Source organism: Streptomyces sp. NPDC090798, from assembly GCF_044768965.1.
Classification (GTDB): domain Bacteria; phylum Actinomycetota; class Actinomycetes; order Streptomycetales; family Streptomycetaceae; genus Streptomyces.
Window position 1 is genome coordinate 87752 of sequence record NZ_JBIVXA010000003.1, and the last position, 19046, is coordinate 106797.

14 protein-coding genes are annotated in these 19046 nt (G+C 70.8%); 5 read left to right on the forward strand and 9 right to left on the reverse strand.

The features are described 5' to 3' along the window. Positions 1-22 precede the first annotated feature (22 nt). A complete protein-coding gene (locus ACIQTP_RS07965; RefSeq protein WP_403397445.1) occupies positions 23-1444 on the forward strand; it encodes a xylan 1,4-beta-xylosidase in 1422 nt (473 codons plus the stop codon). 50 nt (positions 1445-1494) lie between these two features. Here the strand turns inward: ACIQTP_RS07965 and ACIQTP_RS07970 are convergent, their stop codons facing one another. The 5 genes from ACIQTP_RS07970 to ACIQTP_RS07990 all read right to left on the reverse strand — a co-directional run bounded on the left by ACIQTP_RS07970 (position 1495) and on the right by ACIQTP_RS07990 (position 8867). Continuing rightward, complete coding sequence (locus ACIQTP_RS07970) at positions 1495-5358, reverse strand: lipopolysaccharide biosynthesis protein (protein WP_403397447.1); 3864 nt, start codon at positions 5356-5358, stop codon at positions 1495-1497. Continuing rightward, positions 5351-6151, reverse strand: a complete 801-nt coding sequence (locus ACIQTP_RS07975; RefSeq protein WP_403397450.1) for a polysaccharide deacetylase family protein — start codon at positions 6149-6151, stop codon at positions 5351-5353. The genes ACIQTP_RS07970 and ACIQTP_RS07975 overlap by 8 nt, the downstream gene beginning before the upstream one ends. Before the next feature lie 43 nt (positions 6152-6194). Continuing rightward, positions 6195-7211 carry a glycosyltransferase family 2 protein gene (locus tag ACIQTP_RS07980; protein WP_403397452.1) on the reverse strand — a complete coding sequence of 339 codons (1017 nt, stop codon included), beginning with the start codon at positions 7209-7211 and terminating at the stop codon, positions 6195-6197. Next, complete coding sequence (locus tag ACIQTP_RS07985; RefSeq protein ID WP_402044042.1) at positions 7208-8026, reverse strand: glycosyltransferase family 2 protein; 819 nt, start codon at positions 8024-8026, stop codon at positions 7208-7210. Before ACIQTP_RS07985 ends, ACIQTP_RS07980 begins: the two co-directional genes overlap by 4 nt. Positions 8027-8438: 412 nt before the next feature. Next, positions 8439-8867 (reverse strand): hypothetical protein, encoded by a 429-nt coding sequence (locus ACIQTP_RS07990; RefSeq protein ID WP_403398125.1) that lies wholly within the window; start codon positions 8865-8867, stop codon positions 8439-8441. A gap of 399 nt (positions 8868-9266) precedes the next feature. On the opposite strand from ACIQTP_RS07990, the gene ACIQTP_RS07995 reads away from it, so the two are divergent. Further along, complete coding sequence (locus ACIQTP_RS07995) at positions 9267-10073, forward strand: SGNH/GDSL hydrolase family protein (RefSeq protein WP_402044036.1); 807 nt, start codon at positions 9267-9269, stop codon at positions 10071-10073. A 7-nt stretch (positions 10074-10080) separates the two neighbouring features. Here the strand turns inward: ACIQTP_RS07995 and ACIQTP_RS08000 are convergent, their stop codons facing one another. The 4 genes from ACIQTP_RS08000 to ACIQTP_RS08015 all read right to left on the reverse strand — a co-directional run bounded on the left by ACIQTP_RS08000 (position 10081) and on the right by ACIQTP_RS08015 (position 16829). Continuing rightward, positions 10081-11727 carry a serine/threonine-protein kinase gene (locus tag ACIQTP_RS08000; protein WP_403397454.1) on the reverse strand — a complete coding sequence of 549 codons (1647 nt, stop codon included), beginning with the start codon at positions 11725-11727 and terminating at the stop codon, positions 10081-10083. An 84-nt stretch (positions 11728-11811) separates the two neighbouring features. After that, entirely contained in the window at positions 11812-13572 is a 1761-nt protein-coding gene (locus tag ACIQTP_RS08005) for a sulfite exporter TauE/SafE family protein (protein ID WP_403397456.1), read from the reverse strand. Then, positions 13569-15167, reverse strand: coding sequence for a tetratricopeptide repeat protein (locus tag ACIQTP_RS08010; RefSeq protein WP_403397458.1), 1599 nt, complete (start codon positions 15165-15167; stop codon positions 13569-13571). The genes ACIQTP_RS08005 and ACIQTP_RS08010 overlap by 4 nt, the downstream gene beginning before the upstream one ends. Before the next feature lie 138 nt (positions 15168-15305). Beyond that, a complete protein-coding gene (locus ACIQTP_RS08015) occupies positions 15306-16829 on the reverse strand; it encodes a DUF4331 domain-containing protein (RefSeq protein ID WP_402044024.1) in 1524 nt (507 codons plus the stop codon). A gap of 276 nt (positions 16830-17105) precedes the next feature. Here ACIQTP_RS08015 and ACIQTP_RS08020 point away from each other — a divergent pair, with 276 nt between their 5' ends. The 3 genes from ACIQTP_RS08020 (at position 17106) to ACIQTP_RS08030 (ending at position 19042) form a co-directional block, all read left to right on the forward strand. Continuing rightward, positions 17106-17648 carry a sigma-70 family RNA polymerase sigma factor gene (locus tag ACIQTP_RS08020; RefSeq protein ID WP_168490255.1) on the forward strand — a complete coding sequence of 181 codons (543 nt, stop codon included), beginning with the start codon at positions 17106-17108 and terminating at the stop codon, positions 17646-17648. Between the two features lie 184 nt (positions 17649-17832). After that, positions 17833-18657, forward strand: coding sequence for an anti-sigma factor domain-containing protein (locus tag ACIQTP_RS08025; RefSeq protein ID WP_403397461.1), 825 nt, complete (start codon positions 17833-17835; stop codon positions 18655-18657). A 115-nt stretch (positions 18658-18772) separates the two neighbouring features. Further along, entirely contained in the window at positions 18773-19042 is a 270-nt protein-coding gene (locus ACIQTP_RS08030) for a hypothetical protein (protein WP_054231078.1), read from the forward strand. Positions 19043-19046: the final 4 nt, after the last annotated feature.

A 19046-nucleotide genomic window follows, 5' to 3' on the forward strand; every position in this document is an offset into this window, starting at 1 on the left:
CCCGCCGTTACTGTTGCCCTTGATGGGACGTCATGTGTGGAATTCGGGGGTACGGCGGTGGCGGCTCACCGCGCTGCTCGGCGTGGGAGTGGCCGCTCTGGCCCTGGTGGTGACCTTGCTCAACACCCTGCCCGGAGGCGGCGCGAGCACCGCGGGCACCACCCGCGACGGCGACAAGGTGCACGGCACCCCCGTCACCCCGCCCGAAACCCCGCAACCCGAGGTGGGCTGGGGCTTCACCCACACCCAGTACAGCGCCGACCAGGGCAGTGACACGGCCTCCCAGCGCGTCGAGGGGCTGCTGCAGAAGCAGCCGCTGCCGCAGATCCAGCACATCATGGGCTGGGGGGCGGGCAACCCCGAACCCTCCAAGGGGCGCTACGACTTCTCGGAGATGGACCGCCGTATCGACTTCATGCGGAAGTCCGGCGGGACCCCGGTCGTCACCCTGTGCTGCTCCCCGGACTGGATGAAGGGCGGCAAGGCCGGCGCGAACAACACGAACTGGAGCCAGGCCGCGCTGGAGACCGCCCCGGACCGCTCCCACTACGCGGACTTCGCCGCGCTCGCCGCGACCGTCGCCAGGCGCTATCCGGACGTCCGTCACTTCATCGTCTGGAACGAGTTCAAGGGTTTCTGGAACGACGGCAAGGGCCGCTGGGACTACGAGGGCTACACCGAGCTCTACAACCTCGTCTACAAGGCGCTGAAGAAGGTCGACAAGGACATCCTGGTCGGCGGGCCCTACCTCGTCATGGACAGCGTCGACCCGCGCCAGGCGGAGAACGCGTCGACGACCCTGAAGGGCACCTGGGGCACCATGGACCAGCGGGTCCTCGACGCCTTCGACTACTGGAACAAGAACAAGGCGGGCGCCGACTTCGTCGTCGTCGACGGCTCCAGCTACACCAAGGACGACGACCTGCTCCCGAACGAGTTCGCGGCCACCGACAAGCTCACCGCCGTCAGCCGGTGGGTGCGCGAGCGGACCCACGGCCTGCCGCTGTGGTGGGCCGAGTACTACGTGGAGCCCGCCGACGGCAACGACGAGCGCACGGGCTGGTCCGAGGCCCACCGCGTCGCCGTCCAGGCCGCCGGCCTGATCGCGATGGCCCGCGGCGGCGCCGGCTCCGGCTTCTACTGGAACCCGGAGAAGGAGAAGGGCACCGACTGCGCGGGCTGCCTGTGGACGCCGACCGACCGTGCCGGCGGCGGCGCGGCCCTGCCCATGCTGGACCTCGTCTCCCGCTTCAGCCGGGCGTTCGCCCCCGGCACCACGTACGCGACGGTGTCCGTGGCCCCCGACGACGTGCCCAACACCCGCGTCCTCGCCACCGACAAGGCCGTCCTCGTCGTGAACACCCAGAACCGGTCCATCAGCGCGCAGGTGGACGGCAAGCGGTTCGACATGAAGGCCTACGAAGTGAAGTGGCTCACCCGCTGAACCCGTGATCCCGGGTCCGGGTGAGCCACTCCGCCTGGCCCAGCCTCGTGCTACTTCATGGTCAGGAACCGCTGGACGAGCGAGGCCAGCAGCACCGCCAGCAGCGGCAGCGAGAACCAGAAGCTGCTCTGCAGCCACCGCAGCTGCCGCACACTGGGCCGCACCGCGACCCGTACGACCTCCCGCGCCGCCAGCATGATGATGAGCGCCACGGCCGCCAGCGCGCCGACGACCGACCACGGCGTCCAGGTGATCAGCGGACCGATCGGCCCCGGAGCGGGCTCGAGCACCTTGCCCGCGGGCTGCTTGCGCAGCGTGTACATCGTCACGTCGTCGTTGACGAGGACCTTCTTCAGGTCCTGCCGGTCGTCGAGGTTGCGGATGAGCCGGGACTCCCAGGTCGCCGAGTAGCCCACGTCCATCTGGAGGTAGACCACCTGGCTGCGGTTGATCATGAGGTACGAGTTCGGGCCGGCGTCCTTGAGCGACTTGACCAGCCCGGACACCAGCACCGGGTCGCTCGGCGCCAGCGTCGGCACGTACTGCACCTTCTCCATGTCCCGGGTGCCCCACGGCATCGCGGGTGTCACGTTGTTGACCGTGTCGTTGCTCAGCCACAGCAGCCGTACGGTCGGCTTGTCGTGCGCGTACACGTAGTTCATGGCCGTGACCTCGCCCGGCCGGATCCGTTCGAAGGACTCGTTGCCCCAACGGGCCACCAGGAAGCCGCCCATGAGCAGCAGACCCGCCATGAGCGCGACCAGCGGGGCGAGACTCACCCGGTCCTTCTCCCGTTCCTTCGCGGTGACGCCGGTGCGCGGGAAGAGGGCGAGGCCGGCCAGCAGCGCCGCCCCCGGCAGGGCGAACATGAAGACCCGCAGGGCCATCTCGCCGCCGTACGACTGCATGCCGAAGCCCAGGAACGGGACGAAGGTCAGGACGATCAGCGACCGCTCGCGGTACTTGTGGTCGCGCCGCCGCCACCAGCCCCAGCAGGCGAAGGCCATCACACCGCCGGCGAGCAGCACGCGCGCGTAGAGGACGAGTTTGTGCGTCGAACTGCCGCCCTGGATACGGCCGGAGACGGAGGTCGACACATTGCTGCCGACGCCGCCGACCCCGCCGAACAGGTCGTTGAAGTGCCCCGACCAGTACGGCTCGGCCATGAAGCCGATCCAGACGGAGACCAGGACGGCGAACAGGATCGGCAGCCCGCGCAGTTCGCAGCGGCCCACGAGGACGAGGACCGCGAGCACGCCGAGCATCACGAACGGGGTGAGCTGGTGCGCCGGGACGCTCGCCGCGAACAGGCCGATCAGCACCATGAGGAGCACGGCCCGCTGGCGCCGGTCGGCCGGCTCGACCTCCGCCTCACCCGGGCGCGCCTTCGCCCACAGCACACGCGGCGCCCGGAACCACACGAGGAGGATCGCCACGAAGACGAGGTAGAGGAGGTAGGTGAAGCCCTGCGGGGAGAAGTAGTCCTGGCCCACCCAGCCGCTCAGCACGAAGATCCAGACGCCGGTCCACTTGGCGCGCCAGCTCGCCCGCATCGAACGCACGAGCAGGAACATCGGGGCCAGGTAGAGCAGCTGCATGGTCAGCGGCCACCAGCGGATCACCTCGGTGAGGTCGCCGACACCGCAGGCCTTGGCGACGAACGCGGCCCCCGCGAAGAAGCCCGGCCAGCTCCAGCGGGCGTCCAGGTCGGGCACCGCGGATCCGGTGCGGTCGATGTAGTCGAGGAAGCCGAGGTGCTGCCAGGCGGTGGCGAACCGGGGCTCGGTCTCGATGACCGCGGGGAGCGCGTGCAGGGAGATCACGGTGGCGAGCAGGGTGATGAGCAGCAGGCCCTTGTGCTCGCGGTTCATCCAGAGCAGCGAGGCGAAGACCGTGATCAGGAGGGCCGCGCCGATCAGGGTGGGCAGCGGCAGGACGGAGATGAGGCCGAGGCCGCCCATCTTGTCGAGGGAGGCGTCGTCGAGAGCCAGTGCCGGGACCCAGTAGAGGAGCAGTGCGCAGATCAGCAGGAAGCCGAGGAGCACGCCGGGTTTTGAAGGGTGTCGTAGGCGGTCGCGGAGGGTGGGCGGGGGTGGGGTTGTGTCGTCCGCCGGCTGCGGGTCGGTGGTGGCCGGTCGCACCCACGCGGCGGAGCCGCTTGATGTCCCGCCCAGCGCCCCCGTCGGGTCGCCGTCCGCACCGTCCGTCTCGAAGGGAGCGTCGACTTCCGGGGCCTCCGCCGGGCCCAGGGAAGCCTCCGAGCCCGGCGCCCGCGCCTCCACCGGCAGCCCCACTGAGGGCAGTTGCGGCTTGAGCGCCCAGGTCGGGCGGTGGTCCGGGTGTGCCTTGGGTGTGCCCGTGGGCGGGGTGCCGGGGCCCGGGCGGACGTCCGGGCGGCGTTCCTGGTGGTCGAAGTCGACGTGCACGCCGAGGGCGAGGGTGTCGGAGTCCGGGGCCCAGGCGGGCCCCCGCTTCGCCCCGCGCGGCTGGGCCGCGGCCACGTCGCGTGCCCCGAGGTCGGCGAGGTCCCCGTCCGGCGCCGCGCCCGCCGGGAGTTCGGCGGGCGGCGCGGTCCGTACGATCTTGAACAGCTTGGGCGCGGCGATCGACACGATCACCGTGAGGCTGGAGATCTCCGCGACGCCCGCCCCGGTCAGGCCCATCCGGGGCAGCAGGATCACCGTCAGGCCGAGGACCAGGACGCACAGCAGGCCCTGCAGATAGGCGAGTCCGGAGGTGCGGCTCTGGGCGCGCAGCACCGCGAAGTACGTCTCCATGACGACCCGCAGCAGCGCGCCGACCGCGAACCAGCGCAGCAGCGGGGTCGCCGCGTGCGCGTAGCCGTCGCCGAAGACGTGCAGGATGAACGGCGCCCCGACGAACAGCAGTCCGCACACCGGCAGCATGAGCCGCGCCATGCGCCTGAGCGCGGCCCGGGTGTTCGCGGCGAGCCGCGCGGGGTCGTGCGAGCCCTCGACGGTCAGCGAGGCGCCCATGTTGATGGCGAGCAGGTTGACCGTGCCGCCGATCGTCGTGGTGATGTAGAAGTACGCGTTGTCGGAGGAGCTGACCTGCGAGGCGACGATCACCGGGACGAGATAGACCACGGCGAGCGAGAAGAGCGAGCCGGTGTAGTCGCCGGCGAGGAAGCGTCCGACCTCCTTGAGCGTGGGCGGGTTCGCGCGCTCCTCAGTCGCCTTGATGTGCCGGGGGACCAGCCGTCGGAACACCAGCAGGCCGAGCGGCACCACCGACAGGGCGATCGCGGCGACCCAGGAGACGAAGACGCCGGTCGTCGGGATCGCGGCGGCGAGTCCGACCAGCAGTGCCAGCTTCACCGCGGAGAACACGGTGTTGCCCACCGGCACCCAGAGCGCGCTGCGCAGCCCGGTCAGCACGCCGTCCTGCAGGGTCAGCAGCGACCAGGCGACGACCGCCAGGATGAAGCCGAGGCCGTTGATCGAGCCGTGCAGGAAGCGGTACGAGGGTCCCCATGCGTTCAGCGTCAGCAGGAAGACCACGGCGGCCAGCGCCACGACCACCGAACTTCCCGCGTACGTACGGAAGATGAGGCGTCCGGTGGCGTGGCCCGCGACGGGGATGAAGCGGGCCAGGGCGCCGGTCAGGGTCACCGCGGTCAGGCCCGCGAGGAGCTTCATCGCGGCGATCGCGGCGGAGCCCTGGCCGACCGCGTCGTCGGAGTAGTAGCGGGCGGCGATCAGCCAGTAGCCGAGCCCGAGCACCGCGGAGATCCCGGTGTTGAGCATCAGGGCGTAGGCGTTGCGGAAGAGTTGGTTGCCTCCGCCGCCGTCCTTTCGGCCCCGGCCGGGCAGGCGGAGGCGGCGCCCGGTCCGTTGCTCGGGCGCCTCGGCGATGGGCGATGAAGCCTGGGCTGTGGTCGTCGTGTCAGACACGGGAACGGATGGCCTTCCGGCGGACCTGTCGTGCTCTGCGGACCATGGCGTACCCCTTGGTGAGGGCGCGGTCCCGGATGAAATTGCGGGCGATCGCGCGGCCCTCGACGAGCCGCTCGAACTCCTCGATACCGGTGTTGCGGCGCACCGTCACGCGTTGCAGGGCGTACGGGCCCTGGCGGCGGCGCGCCAGGCCGTTGCCGACGGCGAGTGACTGGGCGAAGCCCGTCTCCCGCACCACCTGGCGCACCCGGCGGCTGGAGTAGCCGTAGGGGTACGCGAACGAGGCCGGGCGGGTGCCCAGCTCGTCGGCGATGATCTCCTTGCAGCGCAGCACCTCGAACCGGAGCGCGTCGTCGGAGAGCTGGTCCAGCTGCGGATGCGTGTGGCTGTGTCCGCCGATCTCGACCTGCTCGGTGGCGAGTTCGCGCACCTGAGCCCAGCTCAGCATGGCGTCGAGGCCGCCTCCGGTGTCGTACGCGCCCTTGATCCACCCGGTCGAGACGAACAGCGTGGCGGCGAAGCCGTGCTTGGCCAGCACGGGCAGCCCGTGCCGGTGCACGCCGTCGTAACCGTCGTCGAAGGTGATCAGCACGGGGCGCTCCGGCAGTGGTCCGCCGGACCGCCAACTCGCCGCCAGCGCCGCCGTGTCGACCGGGGTGAACCCCTGGTCCCCGAGCAGCGCCATCTGCTCGGCGAACGCCTCGGGCCCCACGGACAGCTCACGCGTCGCGTCATTGGGCGCGGCGGCGATGGAGTGGTACATGAGGACGGGTACGGGGGTGTCGTTCATGGGGCCGCCACACCTCCCGCGACCCGCGGGGTTCCTCCTGTGCTCATGCCGCCGCCCCCTCGCGTCCCGGACCGCTCCCGATCCCGTTCTCGATCTCGGCCACGGTGAACGTGGCGCCGCCCTTGCGGGCCCGGACGCTGCCGAGTACGTACCCCCCGGCCGCCGTCAGGACACCGGCCACGATGGCGCCCGCGCGGCCCGCGCCGCCCGGGCGGGCGAGCAGGGCGTCGCGCAGTCCGCGGGCCACCCCGGCGGGCAGGACGCGCGTCGTGTAGCGGCGTTCCGACTCGAGGCCCTTGCCGGCGCCGACGCTCCGGGCGACCAGGGCCTTGGAGAGGCCCTCGGCGTAGGCGCGGGCGCGGAAGTACGCGAAGTGCTCGCGTGGTTCCGGTACCCGGTGGTGGATGACCGCGCGGTCGTCGATCAGCAGGATCGCGTCCGGGCGGGCGCGCGTGAGGCGGATGCACAGCTCCGTCTCCTCGCAGCCCAGCGGACGCTTGTCGCCGTCGCGGCCGATGCCGGTCGCGAAGCCGCCCGCCGCCTCGAACGCCGTACGACGGAAAGAAGCGTTTCCGCCCAGGACGTTGCGGACCTGGACCCGGCCCGGCGGCAGCCCCTTGTACGTGCAGCCCACCACCCAGTCGAACTCCTCGGGGAACCAGGCGGGCCGGCGACCCGACGCCCAGATCGGCATCGTACGGCCGCCGACGGCCATGACCCGTGGGTCGGCGTACCCCGAGGCGAAGTGGCGCAGCCAGTCGCGCTCGGCCACGGCGTCGTCGTCGAGGAACGCGATGATCTCGCCGTGCGCGACGGAGATCCCGGTGTTGCGGCCCGCGGACAGGCCGCGCGGGCCCGCGTTGGCGAGCACCCGTACCGCGTCGGTCTCCTTGTACTGCCTGCTCAGCCGGTCGAGCAGCGTGGCGTTGTGGTCCACGACGAGGAGCGTCTCCAGGGCGGGCTGCGACTGCGCCCGCACCGAGGAGACCGCCGCGAGGATGTCCTCCCAGCGGTCCTCGGTGTAGACGCAGATCACCACAGAGATGTCGGGACTGCTCAAGACACCTCTCCCTGGCCCGAGTCGAGCTGGGCGGCGTGCGGCCTGCGGCGCAGAGCGCGCCGGTTGGAACGCTCACCCATGATCACCTTGAGCACCCGGAACCCGTCCCGCACGGCCCGCAGATTGCTCGTGCCGTGGATGCGGAGGTACTCGTGGCTGGGTATCTCCTGCACCTTGAGCCCGGCCTTGACCACCCGGATGTTCATCAGGGTCTCGACCTCGAAGCCGGTGCAGTCGAGTTCGATCTGGTCCAGGCAGTGCCGCCAGAACGCGTTGTAGCCGTAGCAGAGGTCGGTGTAGCGGGCGCCGAACTTGGCGTTGACGGCCGCGCACAGCACTCGGTTGCCCAGTTTGCGGATCGGTGTCATGTCGGAGGTGCCGCCGCCGTTGGCGAACCGCGAGCCCTTGGCGAAGTCCGCCCCGGACACCAGCGCGGACACATACGACACGATCTCGTGGCCGTCGGCCGAGCCGTCCGCGTCGACCATCACGATGATGTCGCCGGTGCACGCCTCGAATCCGGTGATCAGGGCGTCGCCCTTGCCCTTTCCCCGCTGCTTGACGACCTTGACGTCGGGCCACAGTTCACGGGCCACCTCGACGGTGTTGTCGGTGGAATTGCCGTCGACAAGAACCACTTCGTGTATCCAGGCGGGAAGGGTCTTGAAGACGTACGGGAGATTCTCCGCCTCATTCATGGCGGGGATCACGACACTCACCGGTGGCGCTATGGCCAGGTGAGAGGAGATGGGCCGGTATTTGCCGGCCATTAACGGATCTTCGCCCGATACGGCTGGGCGCAGGACTGAGCTCATGAGTCTGGTCCCTCTCGTCCGGCGGACCGCCCGCCCCTGGGCGGTCCGGCTTTTAGTCCGGTTCGAAAGGGGGGTTCTCACTTACGGCATGACGAAATGGATCTCCGTGCATGCCGGGTGAGCTGGCAAAGCTGGCCGATTCCGAAGGCGGAAGTCCGAAGACGGAAGCCCGAGGACGGAATTCCGGATGCGGAAACCGGTCGCGCGGCACGACTCGGCACAAGTGTGGTCACCGAGCACGGCACCCCCCTACCGCGCCCCGCGCCGGACCCTCTGCGCGATCTTGAGCCCTCCCCTAGATCGCATGTGCGTGATGGTCCGATGCGGGTGAGATGTATGACGGTATTGACGATTGCGTCCATATGGCAAGGCCTGGAACGACGACTCACGTTTTTGTTGGTTTGGCCGTTACCTAACGACTCGAACGGATTTTCCCCATCCGTTTGCGCAGTCGCCGTACCACCACCAGCAGGAGAACGACAGCGCTGATCGCCGTCACGGCCACGATTCCGCCACGGACCGACCACCGGTGCACCGCCAGCATGCCCTGGGCGACGAGGAGGTCGACGGCGATCGCTCCCGCGACGGACACCACCGTGCGGGCGAAGGGATCCAGCCCGCGCAGCGCGGCCCCGATGGCGGCTCCTGGTGCGGCGAGCAGGAAGAAGAGCGTGAGCGGGCCACGCAGGGAAGAGTCCACGTCGGCGAGCGCGAGGACCGCGCCGACCCCCGCGACAGCCACCGCCATGCCCGCGAGCAGCGGGACCAGGTCCCTCCCCGGACCCCGCCCCGTCCGCTTGTCGCTGTCTGATGAAGGTGACTTGATGCCTATGGTCTGCATGGGCGACTTTGCCCCCTGAAGCGCCGGATGCCGGGCTTCAATGTCGCGCAGCGGGCTGGGGGCCGTCAAGGCGCGGTGGGCGCTCATGGGGGCTTCTTGGTCGACTTCGAACATGCGGCGCGCGTGTTCACCGCGTGTTCCCCGGAGACGCCGGCCGCGTCCGGGCAATCGCGTTGCGGGGCGGGCGGGTTGAGGCGTGGCGGGGCGGTCTCCGGTGCGATCCGTATCGACGCACTGCTGTGGCGCGGCCATCCATGGTGTGGCTCGGGGGAATTGACACCCCGTCATCACGACAGGCGACGGCCGTCGGCGGGCGAAAAGTCTTGGCATGGACACTTCCTGTCAACACGCGTAGCTGCTACGACAGTTGTGGCAGAGATCCTGCTAAAGGGAGGTTCCATGAGACGTTCCCGAATTACGGCATACGTGACCTCACTCCTCCTCGCCGTCGGCTTCGCCCTCACCGGGGCAGCGACGGCGCAGGCGTCCGGAACCGCCGCGGCCACCGGCTATGTGGCCCTCGGCGACTCCTATTCGTCCGGTGTCGGCGCGGGCAGCTACATCAGCTCCAGCGGCGACTGCTTGCGCAGCACGAAGGCGTACCCCTATCTCTGGGCCGCCGCCCATTCACCCTCGTCGTTCGACTTCACGGCCTGCTCGGGCGCCCGTACGGGTGATGTCCTGGCGAACCAACTGGGCCCGCTCAGCTCCTCCACCGGCCTCGTCTCTCTCAGCATCGGCGGCAACGACGCGGGCTTCGCGGACGTCATGACGACGTGCGTGCTCCAGTCCGACAGCGGCTGCCTGTCCCGCATCGCCACCGCCAAGGCATACGTCGACTCCACGCTCCCCGGCCAACTCGACTCCGTCTACTCCGCGATCAGCTCGAAGGCGCCCGCCGCACACGTGGTCGTCCTCGGCTACCCCAGGTTCTACAAACTGGGCGCGACCTGCCTCGGCCTCTCCGACACCAAGCGCGCCGCGATCAACGACGCCGCCGACTACCTGGACAGCGCCATCGCCAAGCGCGCCGCCGACCACGGCTTCACCTTCGGCGACGTCAGGAGCACCTTCACCGGTCACGAGCTCTGCTCCGGCAGCGCCTGGCTGCACAGCCTGAACCTGCTGAACATCACCGAGTCGTACCACCCCACCGCGGCCGGCCACTCCGGCGGCTATCTGCCGGTCTTCACCTCGGTCGCCTGACCGCCCCTCACGGAGACGTGGAAGCGGAGGCCTCGTCCGACGGGGTCTCCGTCACACACGTCACCGAGAACGGCACCGAGTTGGACGTCGTCCGGACGGGTCCCCGGACCTCCACGCTGATCTCGTTCTGGAAGATCCCGCTCGCGTTGTACGTCGTCAAGAAGATCGACTTCTGTTTGGTCCTGCCACCGTCCGACGAGAACGACAGGGTCTTCCACCCCGGGTCGGACACCTCACCCGTCTTCAACACCCAGCGGTACTCGACGTCCACCGGTACACGGCCCACCGTGAAGGTCGCCGTGAAGGTCGGCGCCTGGGCCTGGGGCGGCGGACAGGAACCGGAATAGTCGGTGTGCGCACCCGCGACCGTCACCTGCACGGACTGGGCCGGCGGCGAGCTCGCGGAAGCGCTGCTCGACGGACTGGCCGACGGAGTGGAGCCGCCGGGCGCGGCGCTCTTGCTCCCGCTCCTGCTCGCGGACGGCGAACTCCCGCCGCCGGAACCGCTCTTGGTGCCGCTCCCGCTGCTGCTTCCGCCGCCGTTGTCACGGTTCACCAAGGCGTACGTCAGTCCGCCCAGCGCGAGTGCGAGCGCGATCACACCCGCGATCACGGCGGCGGCCGCACGCCGGTTGCGGACCGGCTCCGTGGAGGTGGGGGTGTCGGCGGGCGGCGGATACGGGGTGTTACCCGACTGCGGTCCCTGCGGATAGGTCCGGGACGGCGTCATGGGAGGCCCGAACCCCGGCGGCTGCTGCGCGGGCTGGGAGAACGAGGAGACCGTCGGCGACTGGGCGGTCGGGGACGGCGGTCCCGCGGCCGGGAAGCCGCCCGCGGCGACAAGCCGCAGATCGCTCTCCGCCTGCGCGGCGCTCAGCCGTTCGGCCGGGTCCTTCCTCAGCAGACCCTCGATCACGGGCGCGAGCGGCCCCGCGCGGCGTGGTGGCGGCAGCGGCTCGTCGACGATGGCCCGCAGAGTGCTCAGCGGGGTGTTGTGACGGAAGGGCGAGTTGCCCTCGACCGTCGCGTACAACAGGACCCCGAGCGACCACAGGTCGGACTCGGGCCCGGGCGTACGACCGAGCGCCCGCTCGGGGGCGAGGAACTCGGGCGATCCGATGACCTCGCCGGTCATCGTCAGCGCCGAACTGCCCTCGACCGTCGCGATACCGAAGTCCGTGAGGACGACCCGGCCCTCGTTCGACAGCAGCACGTTGGCCGGTTTCACATCACGGTGCAGCACTCCGGCCTCGTGCGCGGCCCGCAGGGCGGAGAGCACCTCGGCGCCGATGTCGGCGGCGCGCTGCGGCGACTGCGGGCCCTCGGAGTCCAGCAGATCCGACAGGGCGATGCCGCGGACGAGTTCCATGACGATCCAGGGGCGGCCGTCCTGCGTCGCCACGTCGTACACCGTCACCACATTGCGGTTCGCGACCCGGGCCGCGGCCCACGCCTCGCGCTCCAGCCGGGCGTACATCCGTTCCACGTCATGCGCCGCGATCCCGGCGGGCGCACGGACCTCCTTGACGGCGACCTCGCGGTGCAGCACCTCGTCACGGGCGCGCCACACGGTCCCCATACCGCCCTCGCCCAAGGGGGAGAGGAGGCGGTAGCGGCCCGCGATCACACGTTCACTGCCCGGCTCTTCGGACACGGGTGTCCCCCATTCGTATCCGCTGTGCATCCGCGTGATGCCTCTTCGCGATGTCTCTTCGCGTGATTTCTGCACAAAAGTAGCTCAGCCGAGTGCGGATGCCGCCCCCTTGAACACCAATCCAGCCCCAAGGGCGATGACGATCAACGCCGAACCCAGGGGGGCGGTCCTGCGGATCAGGGCCGCGGTCGGTCCCCCGGCCCACCGGGGACGCTTCGCCAGCGCCCGGTTCATCCCGTCGCTCAGCTTGACGACGGCGAACCCGGCCGCCGTGAGCGTCAGGGCGAGACCGACGCCGTACGCCAGGACGAGAAGGAGGCCGAACCACGCCTGTCCCAGCGCCGCCGCGCCCACCAGGACGACCACGGCGGAGGGGCTGGGCACGAGTCCGCCGGCGAAACCGAGCAGGATCGTGCCGCGGAGGGTGGGGGCCACCTCGTGGGTGTGGGTGAAGCCGCCGTGGGTGTGTTCGAGAGCGGGGGAGACGGCGTGGTCGTGCGCGTGGGGGTGGGGGTGCGCGTGGTCGTGGTGGTGGCCATGGTCGTGGGCGTGGTCGGTGGAGTGTCCGCGCTCGTGCCCGTGTGTGTGCGGCTTGCTGTCCGCCGCCGTCGCGGCCGAAGCGTGGGAGTGGGCGAGCACCAGGGGGCGTTCGTGCTCTTCGGCGTGCTCGTGGTCGTGCTCGTGCTCGTCAGGGTGGCTGTGCGCGTGGTGGTCATGGGCGTGGTCGTGCGCGTGTCCGTGGTCGTGCCCGAGTCCGGGTCGTCGCGGCCGGTTGCGCCAGGCCCGGCGTACGAGCGTGGCGCCCGCGAAGGTCACCAGGACGCCGCTGGCGATGCCCAGCCACGCGATCACGGAGGGCGCCGCGGCCGAACCGGCCGTCACCAGGAGGCCGAGGGCGACCACGCCCAGGGTGTGGGTGACCGTGACGGAGGCGGCCAGCGGCAGTACGTCACGCAGCCCCGCCTTGCCGCCGCGCGCCGCGGCCGTCGCCGCCATCAGGGTCTTGCCGTGACCGGGGGCGAGCGCGTGCATGGCGCCCAGGAACACGGAGATGACCAGGGCCAGCGCGGCGAAGCCGACGGTGAGGTGATGGCGGGCCACCAGGTTGTTCAGCGCCTCGGTCCAGCGGTCGGCGCCCCGGGGCAGTACGGAGGCACCGGGGGCCTCCGTTCGCTCCTCGGTGAGGGCGGGGCCGCCGGGGCGTATCCGCAGGGACGCGGTCGCGGTGTCGGCGGGGGAGGAGAGCAGTGCCTTGGGATAGCTGGTCAGTTCGTGCGACACCGACTTGGCCGGTACGTCCGAGGCGGTCAGCGTCATCCGGTCGCCGCGCGCGGTGATCTCGCGCCAGCCGGGGCCCCGGTCGGCCCCGGCGCTGTGGAAGCCGAGGGAGACCGTGCCGTGCTCGGGCAGCGCGGCCGTCAACCGGCACTCCACGCGCAGGGTGTTGAGCCCGGCCTGTCCGGGGCGCAGCTTCGCTCGGCTCGTGGCGACGGAGAGCGCGGCCGGATGTCCGTCGACGGTGACCTTGCTTCCGGTCGCGGCCGTCTCGCAGCGCTGCCGGGCCCAGCCCGTCATACCGAGCTTCTCCAGGTCGGGCTTGGCCTGGGTGGCCGGGATCTCGGCGAGGTCCTCGACATGGTCGACGCGCAGCTGCCCGGGGGCGGCGACGAGTCCGTCGTAACGGTTGACGGTGAAGTTGCCGAGCGGATGCGCGCTCGCGGCCCCGGTGGGGACGAGGACGAGGGCGCAGGCGGCGGTGAGGACGGCCGCGCAGGAGGCGAACAGCCGACGCGACCTCCCTTGCGGGGACTTCGGCCGCCGACCGCGCGTTCGAGGGGCCCTCACTTGGCCTCCCCCAGAGCCTCGCGAGCCGCACGGGCTCCCAGGGGTGAGAAGCCCGCGTTCAGGTCGAGGGCCGACTTCAGCGAGGCGCGGGCCTCCTTCCCGTGACCGGTGGCCCGCTCGATCATGCCGCGGTGGTAGAGGAAGGACGCGTTGCGGTAGCCGGTGGCCGTGGCCTGGCGGGCGTACGGCAGGGCCTCCTTGTCGCGGCCGTTGACGTGCAGCGCCCAGGCGAGCGCGTCCGCCGTGTGCACGGTGTGGCGCCGGGCCCACTCGGCGCGGGCCGCCTTGAGCGCGTCCCCCCGGTCGCCGTGGTCGGCGGCGGCGAGGGCGGTGTCCAGGTCGGCGTTGACACCGTAGGAGTGGGCCAGTGAGACCCAGGCGGTCACCAGGGAGTACTGGTCGCGGGCCTTCTGCGCGTCACCGGCCCGGCCGCGGGCCTCGTACAACTCGCCTAGTTCGACGAGTGGTTGGGGGAGCGGATAGCGCTCCACGACTTGTTCCATGCCCTTGATCGCCGCCGCCTGGTCGCCCTTCGCGGCCTGGGCGCGGGCGCGGCCCTCGAGCGCGGGGAGATAGCTGTCGTCGGCGGACAGGGCCTGGGCGTAGTACTTCAGTGCGGAGTCGTAGTCGCCCTGGTTCCAGGCGAGTTGGCCGAGCGCCGCCGCCACGTACGAGACGTCGCCCCGGCTCGTCGCCGTGTCGAGCGCCTGCTGAAGGACGCGGCGGGCGGTCTTCACATCGCCGCGCAGCTCGTGGACGTAGGCGTACCGGGTGAAGACGGGGACGCCCGGCCGGCGCGAGTCGGCCAGGTCGGCGGCCTTCGAGGCGTCGGCGTAGCGGCCGAGTTCGACGAGCGCGTCGATACGGGAGGAGAGGGCGCGCTCGCTGTACGGGTTCTCCTTCAGCACCTTGTCCGCGTAGGTCAGGGCGCCGGTGAAGTCGTGCCGTGCCGCGGCGAGGGCGGCGCGGCCCGCGAGCGCCGACTCGTTGCCGGGGCGCAGCTTCAGGGAGCGGTCCAGCGCCTGCTGCGCCTGGGGGTAGCGGGAGGGGTCGCCCTTGGTGCGGGCCTGCTCGACGTACGCGAGCCCGAGGGTGGCCCAGCTGTCGAAGTCCTTGGGCTGGGTGCGCAGATGGGCCTGCAGCGAGGTGATGCTGGCGTCGAGGTCCCCGCCGGCCAGCAACTCCGGTGACACGGCGCCGGTCGTCGCGGCGACCGCGGTGCCCGAGCCGTCCCGCAGGGCTCCGACGATCACGGCCCCGGCGGTGAGGGCGAGGGCCAACGAGGCGGCGCAGAGGCCCAGTTGGGCCGCTCGCCAGCGGCGCGTCGAGGCGGACACCCGCCGGACGGCGGCGACGCGTTCGTCGGCCACGGGCAGGTGTTCGTCGGCCACGGGCAGGTGTTCTTCGGCTTCGGCTTCGGCGTCGGGTTCGGCTTTGGGTTCGCGGGCGTCGTGTGGAGGCCGCGGGTCGGCCTCGGCCGGTCCCGCGGTTTCCCGCGCCCCTGAAGGGGCGCTCCGCCCGGGCCCCTGCTCGCCGGCCGTCGTCACCTCGGCGGGCTCGCCCTCCGGCGCGCTCTCGTTCGTACGCGGGGACATGCCCTCTCCTCAAAGTCCTTGGGGTGAACGGTCGTCGTGGGGTGGGGACGGCGCGGACCGCACCGTGGGGGATGGTGGATGCGGGCCGCGCCAGTCGGTGTACCGGGCCCGGTCACCGGGCCCGGTCGCCAGGGCGGGTCAGTAGGCCCGGTTGTACATGCGGCGGCGCCACCACATGACGCCGGCGCCGATCAGCAGGACCCCGGCCACGCCCGCCGCCGCGGAGCCCGCGATCAGCATGGTGTTCGTGCTGCCGGAGCCCGGCTGAAGGGCGTCACCCAGCTGGTTCTTGACGCTGCTGCCGGCGCCCTTCGCCAGCGGTCCGCGCGAACCCGAGGTGGGCTCGGCCACGTAGGGGAACGACTTCTCGAAGCTCTTGTCGTTCTTGTCGACCGAGTCCGACAGACCGGTCTTCTGGCCGAGGAGTTCACCCTCGACGACCCGCAGCGAGGCATCGATCACGTCGTCGGTGAGCCGACGGCCGTTCGGGAAGCCCGCGTTGTCGCCATCGAGCACACCGAGCCGCTTGGGGTGCATGCTGGGCTTGATCGACGTGTTGAGCCGCAGCTCCTCGGCCGGGCGCACCTTGGGCGGCTGGTTGAGCCCCTTCACGCCCTTCAGGAACACGTCGACGAGGTCGTTGCGCGGCTCGGCGGGCGCCTTGATCTTGTAGATCGCCTCGATGAGCTTGGGCAGCTCCGGGTTGGTCACGTTCTTCAGGAACTGCGCGTCGTCCCAGGGCGAGGACGCGTTGAACTTGTCCTTGTCCTTCTGCGGGTTGACGACCTCGTTGACCAGCGGGCTGCCCAGGCGCGAGACCTGCGTGTAGTAGCCGCGCGCGTCCTTGCGCTGGACGGTGGACCAGATGCCCACGATCGGCTGCTTCGACGACTCCTGGATCATGTAGTTGGGCACCTGCAGGGCCAGCGTGTTGACGTTGTACCCCTTGAGCGTGTCCCGCCCGACCTCGGACAGGTTGCCGCCGTACAGCAGGTCGAAGACCCGCAGATCGGCGAAGAAGGGGTCGTCCGCCTGGCCGGCGAAGGTCGTCGAGTCGCCCGCGAGCTTGTACACGGCCTGGTTGCGCAGCTTCGTGTAGTCGGGCATCGACGCCTTGCCGACGTTCGACGGCGCGACCGGGATGTCGTCCGCGACCTTCGTCTTGGAGACCAGCTTCTGGTTGTGCAGGCGCAGCAGATCGATGTCGTAGGTCTGCGTGATGTTCAGGTCCGGGTCGTCGAGGCTGTTGACCGCGCCCGTGTTGTAGAGGAACGTGTCGCCGTTCTTGCGATGCGTCTTGAAGGTGTACCGGTACACCAGCTCGCTCTGCGCGTCACCGTTGTTGTCGATGTGGATGTCGTACTGCGCGTCGTCGGCGAACGTGTAGAAGTTCGGGCCGCCGGCCGGCTCCTCGAAGGGTATGAAGTTCGCGATGACCGTCGTCGTGTCCGGCTTGTCCGGGCTGACGAAGGCGTACAGGTCGGTGTTGTCGTACTGGGGAGTGCCCGAGATCAGCGGGGCCTCCCGGTGGCTGGAGGCGGAGGCCGCCCCGGGGTCCAGCGCGGCTACGCCGGCGGCCACGAGCCCCCCGGCAGCCAGCGCACCGCAGACGAGGGTCGCGAGACTCCTGCGTCCCAAGCCACTCCTGGAGATAGGTGTCATGCCGTCCGTCCTCAGATCCCAATTGCCTGACGCACGCCATTCGGAGCGGTCGCCCGGGTGGATTGGTCGAATCCCAAACGTTCTTACGGCGGGTTTCGCGGCTCGTTTCATCGACGGGCCGGATTCTTTCCACGGCGCTCTCAGGCACCCCTCCATCACTCTTTGGCAACCGACCCGCGTTTTGACTGCCGTGATCCGTAACCCATCCGGAGGCGCTCGCGCTGCGAACATGTAGATGCAGGGACAGGCCGCACGCGGCCGGGGAGGGGGGAACGAGTGGAGGCGGACGAACTTCTGGTGCTCGTGGCCGGAGGCGACCAGAAGGCATTCGAGGAGCTGTACGGGCAGGTGTCCGGGCCCGTGTTCGGACTGGTACGCCGCGTGGTGCGGGACGCGGCCCAGTCGGAGGAGGTGTCCCAGGAGGTGCTGCTCGAACTCTGGCGCTCCGCCGCGCGGTTCGACCCCGGCCGGGGCAGCGCCCTGTCCTGGATCCTCACCCTCGCGCACCGCCGGGCCGTCGACCGGGTCCGCAGCGCCCGCGCGGCCACCGAACGCGAGCAGCGCGAGGGGCAGCGCGCCCATCATCCCGCCTTCGACCAGGTCGCCGAGGAGGTGGAGGCCGGGCTCGAACGCGAGTGGGTACGCCGCTGCCTGGAGCGGCTGACCACCCTGCAACGGCAGTCCGTCACCCTCGCCTACTACGACGGCTACACCTACCGCGAAGTCGCCGAACGCCTCTCCCTGCCGCTCGGCACGGTCAAGACACGCATGCGCGACGGACTGACACGGCTGCGCCACTGCCTGGGAGGTGTGGCATGAACGTGCGTCGGACACCGCGCCACGGGGACGGCGTGCCGGCCCATCAGGCCCCCGCGCCGGCACCCGAGTTCGCCCGCCAAGGCCGTGTGCCACACCCGCGGCGCCTTCTTCCTGGCTCCCGACACCCCCGTATCCGCGCCCTGGAACCGCCCAGCCGCGCCCCGCACCCCCAGGGAGGCGTCGTATGAGCGTCCTCGACCGTCTGCTGCGCCGCGATCTGCACTCGCTCGCCGCTCCCTACGCCCTCGACGCGCTGGAACCCGACGAACGCCGCCGCTTCGAGCGCCATCTGCAGGGCTGCCCCCGGTGCGCGGCCGAGGTGCGGGAGCTGGGCGAGGACGCGGTGCGGCTCGCCTGGTCCACCGCGGCACCCGCCCCGGCCGCCCTGCGTGAACGGGTCCTGACCGCCGTACGGACGACTCCTCAGGAGGCGCCGGACCCGTCGCACCCCGCCCACCCGTCGCAGGCGTTGCCGAACGGCGTGCCCCGTGGGCGCGCCGCGCACGGGCCCGCGCGCGGCCGGGCCCCGCGCTTCCGGTCGCTGCTCGCCCCGCTCTCCACCGCCACCGCCGCGGCGGCGCTCGTCGTGGCGTCCCTCTTCGCCGTCCAGGCGACACAGACCCAGGACAAGCTGGACCAGGAGCGGGCCCAGGCACGTGAGATCGCCCACGTTCTGGCGGCCCCCGACGCCCGGGCGACGAGCGGCCGGGACGCACGGGGCCGCGGAATCGGAGTGGTCGCCTCCGCATCGGAGCGGCGCGCCGTCGTGACCCTGAGCGGACTCGGCACCCCGTCGGGGGGGCGCGTGCACCAGTTGTGGCTCATGCGCCCCAACGTGCAACCGCGCTCCCTCGGGCTCTTCGAGGGCGACACGCCCTTGATAGCCGACGGACTGAACCCCAACGCCACGTCACTCGCTGTCACCGTCGAGCCGCAGGGGGGCTCGGCACAGCCCACCACCTCGCCAGTTGCGCAACTCGCCCTGAAATCGGTTGGATTCGGAGAGTAACCGTCAACACCCTTACGGGGAAGGTGAATCCTGCCACCGCGATACACGAGTGCCACGAGGGAGCGATAGGGTTAGCCTGCCCGGGCCGGGTGGACTCGTACGGGTGGGGAGAGACATGGAACAGATAACAGTGCGCAGCAGGGCACGTGTCCCTGCGATCACCTGCGGGAGCAGCGCGACCAGTTCGCGCCTCGACCGCCATCTGGCGGTGCTGGGCGGCCCTGCCGTCCCGCAGCGCGAGACGGCCGAGGCGACCTCGCTGATGCGCGAGCTCACCGCGCGTGACACCGCGCACGACAGCAGTGGGAGGGGCGCGCGCGTACGGCGGGTCTCGCTCTTCGCCCCTCTGAAGCGGCTGCGTCGTTCGCTGTTCGGCGGCCACTAGTACG

Bases quoted from the DNA above. Each gene is read 5' to 3' on its own strand.
- ACIQTP_RS07975 (WP_403397450.1), bottom strand. From the start codon at position 6,151: ATGAACGACACCCCCGTACCCGTCCTCATGTACCACTCCATCGCCGCC.
- ACIQTP_RS08010 (WP_403397458.1), bottom strand. From the start codon at position 15,167: ATGTCCCCGCGTACGAACGAGAGCGCGCCGGAGGGCGAGCCCGCCGAG.
- ACIQTP_RS08030 (WP_054231078.1), top strand. From the start codon at position 18,773: ATGGAACAGATAACAGTGCGCAGCAGGGCACGTGTCCCTGCGATCACC.
- ACIQTP_RS07990 (WP_403398125.1), bottom strand. From the start codon at position 8,867: ATGCAGACCATAGGCATCAAGTCACCTTCATCAGACAGCGACAAGCGG.
- ACIQTP_RS07985 (WP_402044042.1), bottom strand. From the start codon at position 8,026: ATGAGCTCAGTCCTGCGCCCAGCCGTATCGGGCGAAGATCCGTTAATG.
- ACIQTP_RS08015 (WP_402044024.1), bottom strand. From the start codon at position 16,829: ATGACACCTATCTCCAGGAGTGGCTTGGGACGCAGGAGTCTCGCGACC.
- ACIQTP_RS07995 (WP_402044036.1), top strand. From the start codon at position 9,267: ATGAGACGTTCCCGAATTACGGCATACGTGACCTCACTCCTCCTCGCC.
- ACIQTP_RS07965 (WP_403397445.1), top strand. From the start codon at position 23: ATGGGACGTCATGTGTGGAATTCGGGGGTACGGCGGTGGCGGCTCACC.
- ACIQTP_RS08025 (WP_403397461.1), top strand. From the start codon at position 17,833: ATGAGCGTCCTCGACCGTCTGCTGCGCCGCGATCTGCACTCGCTCGCC.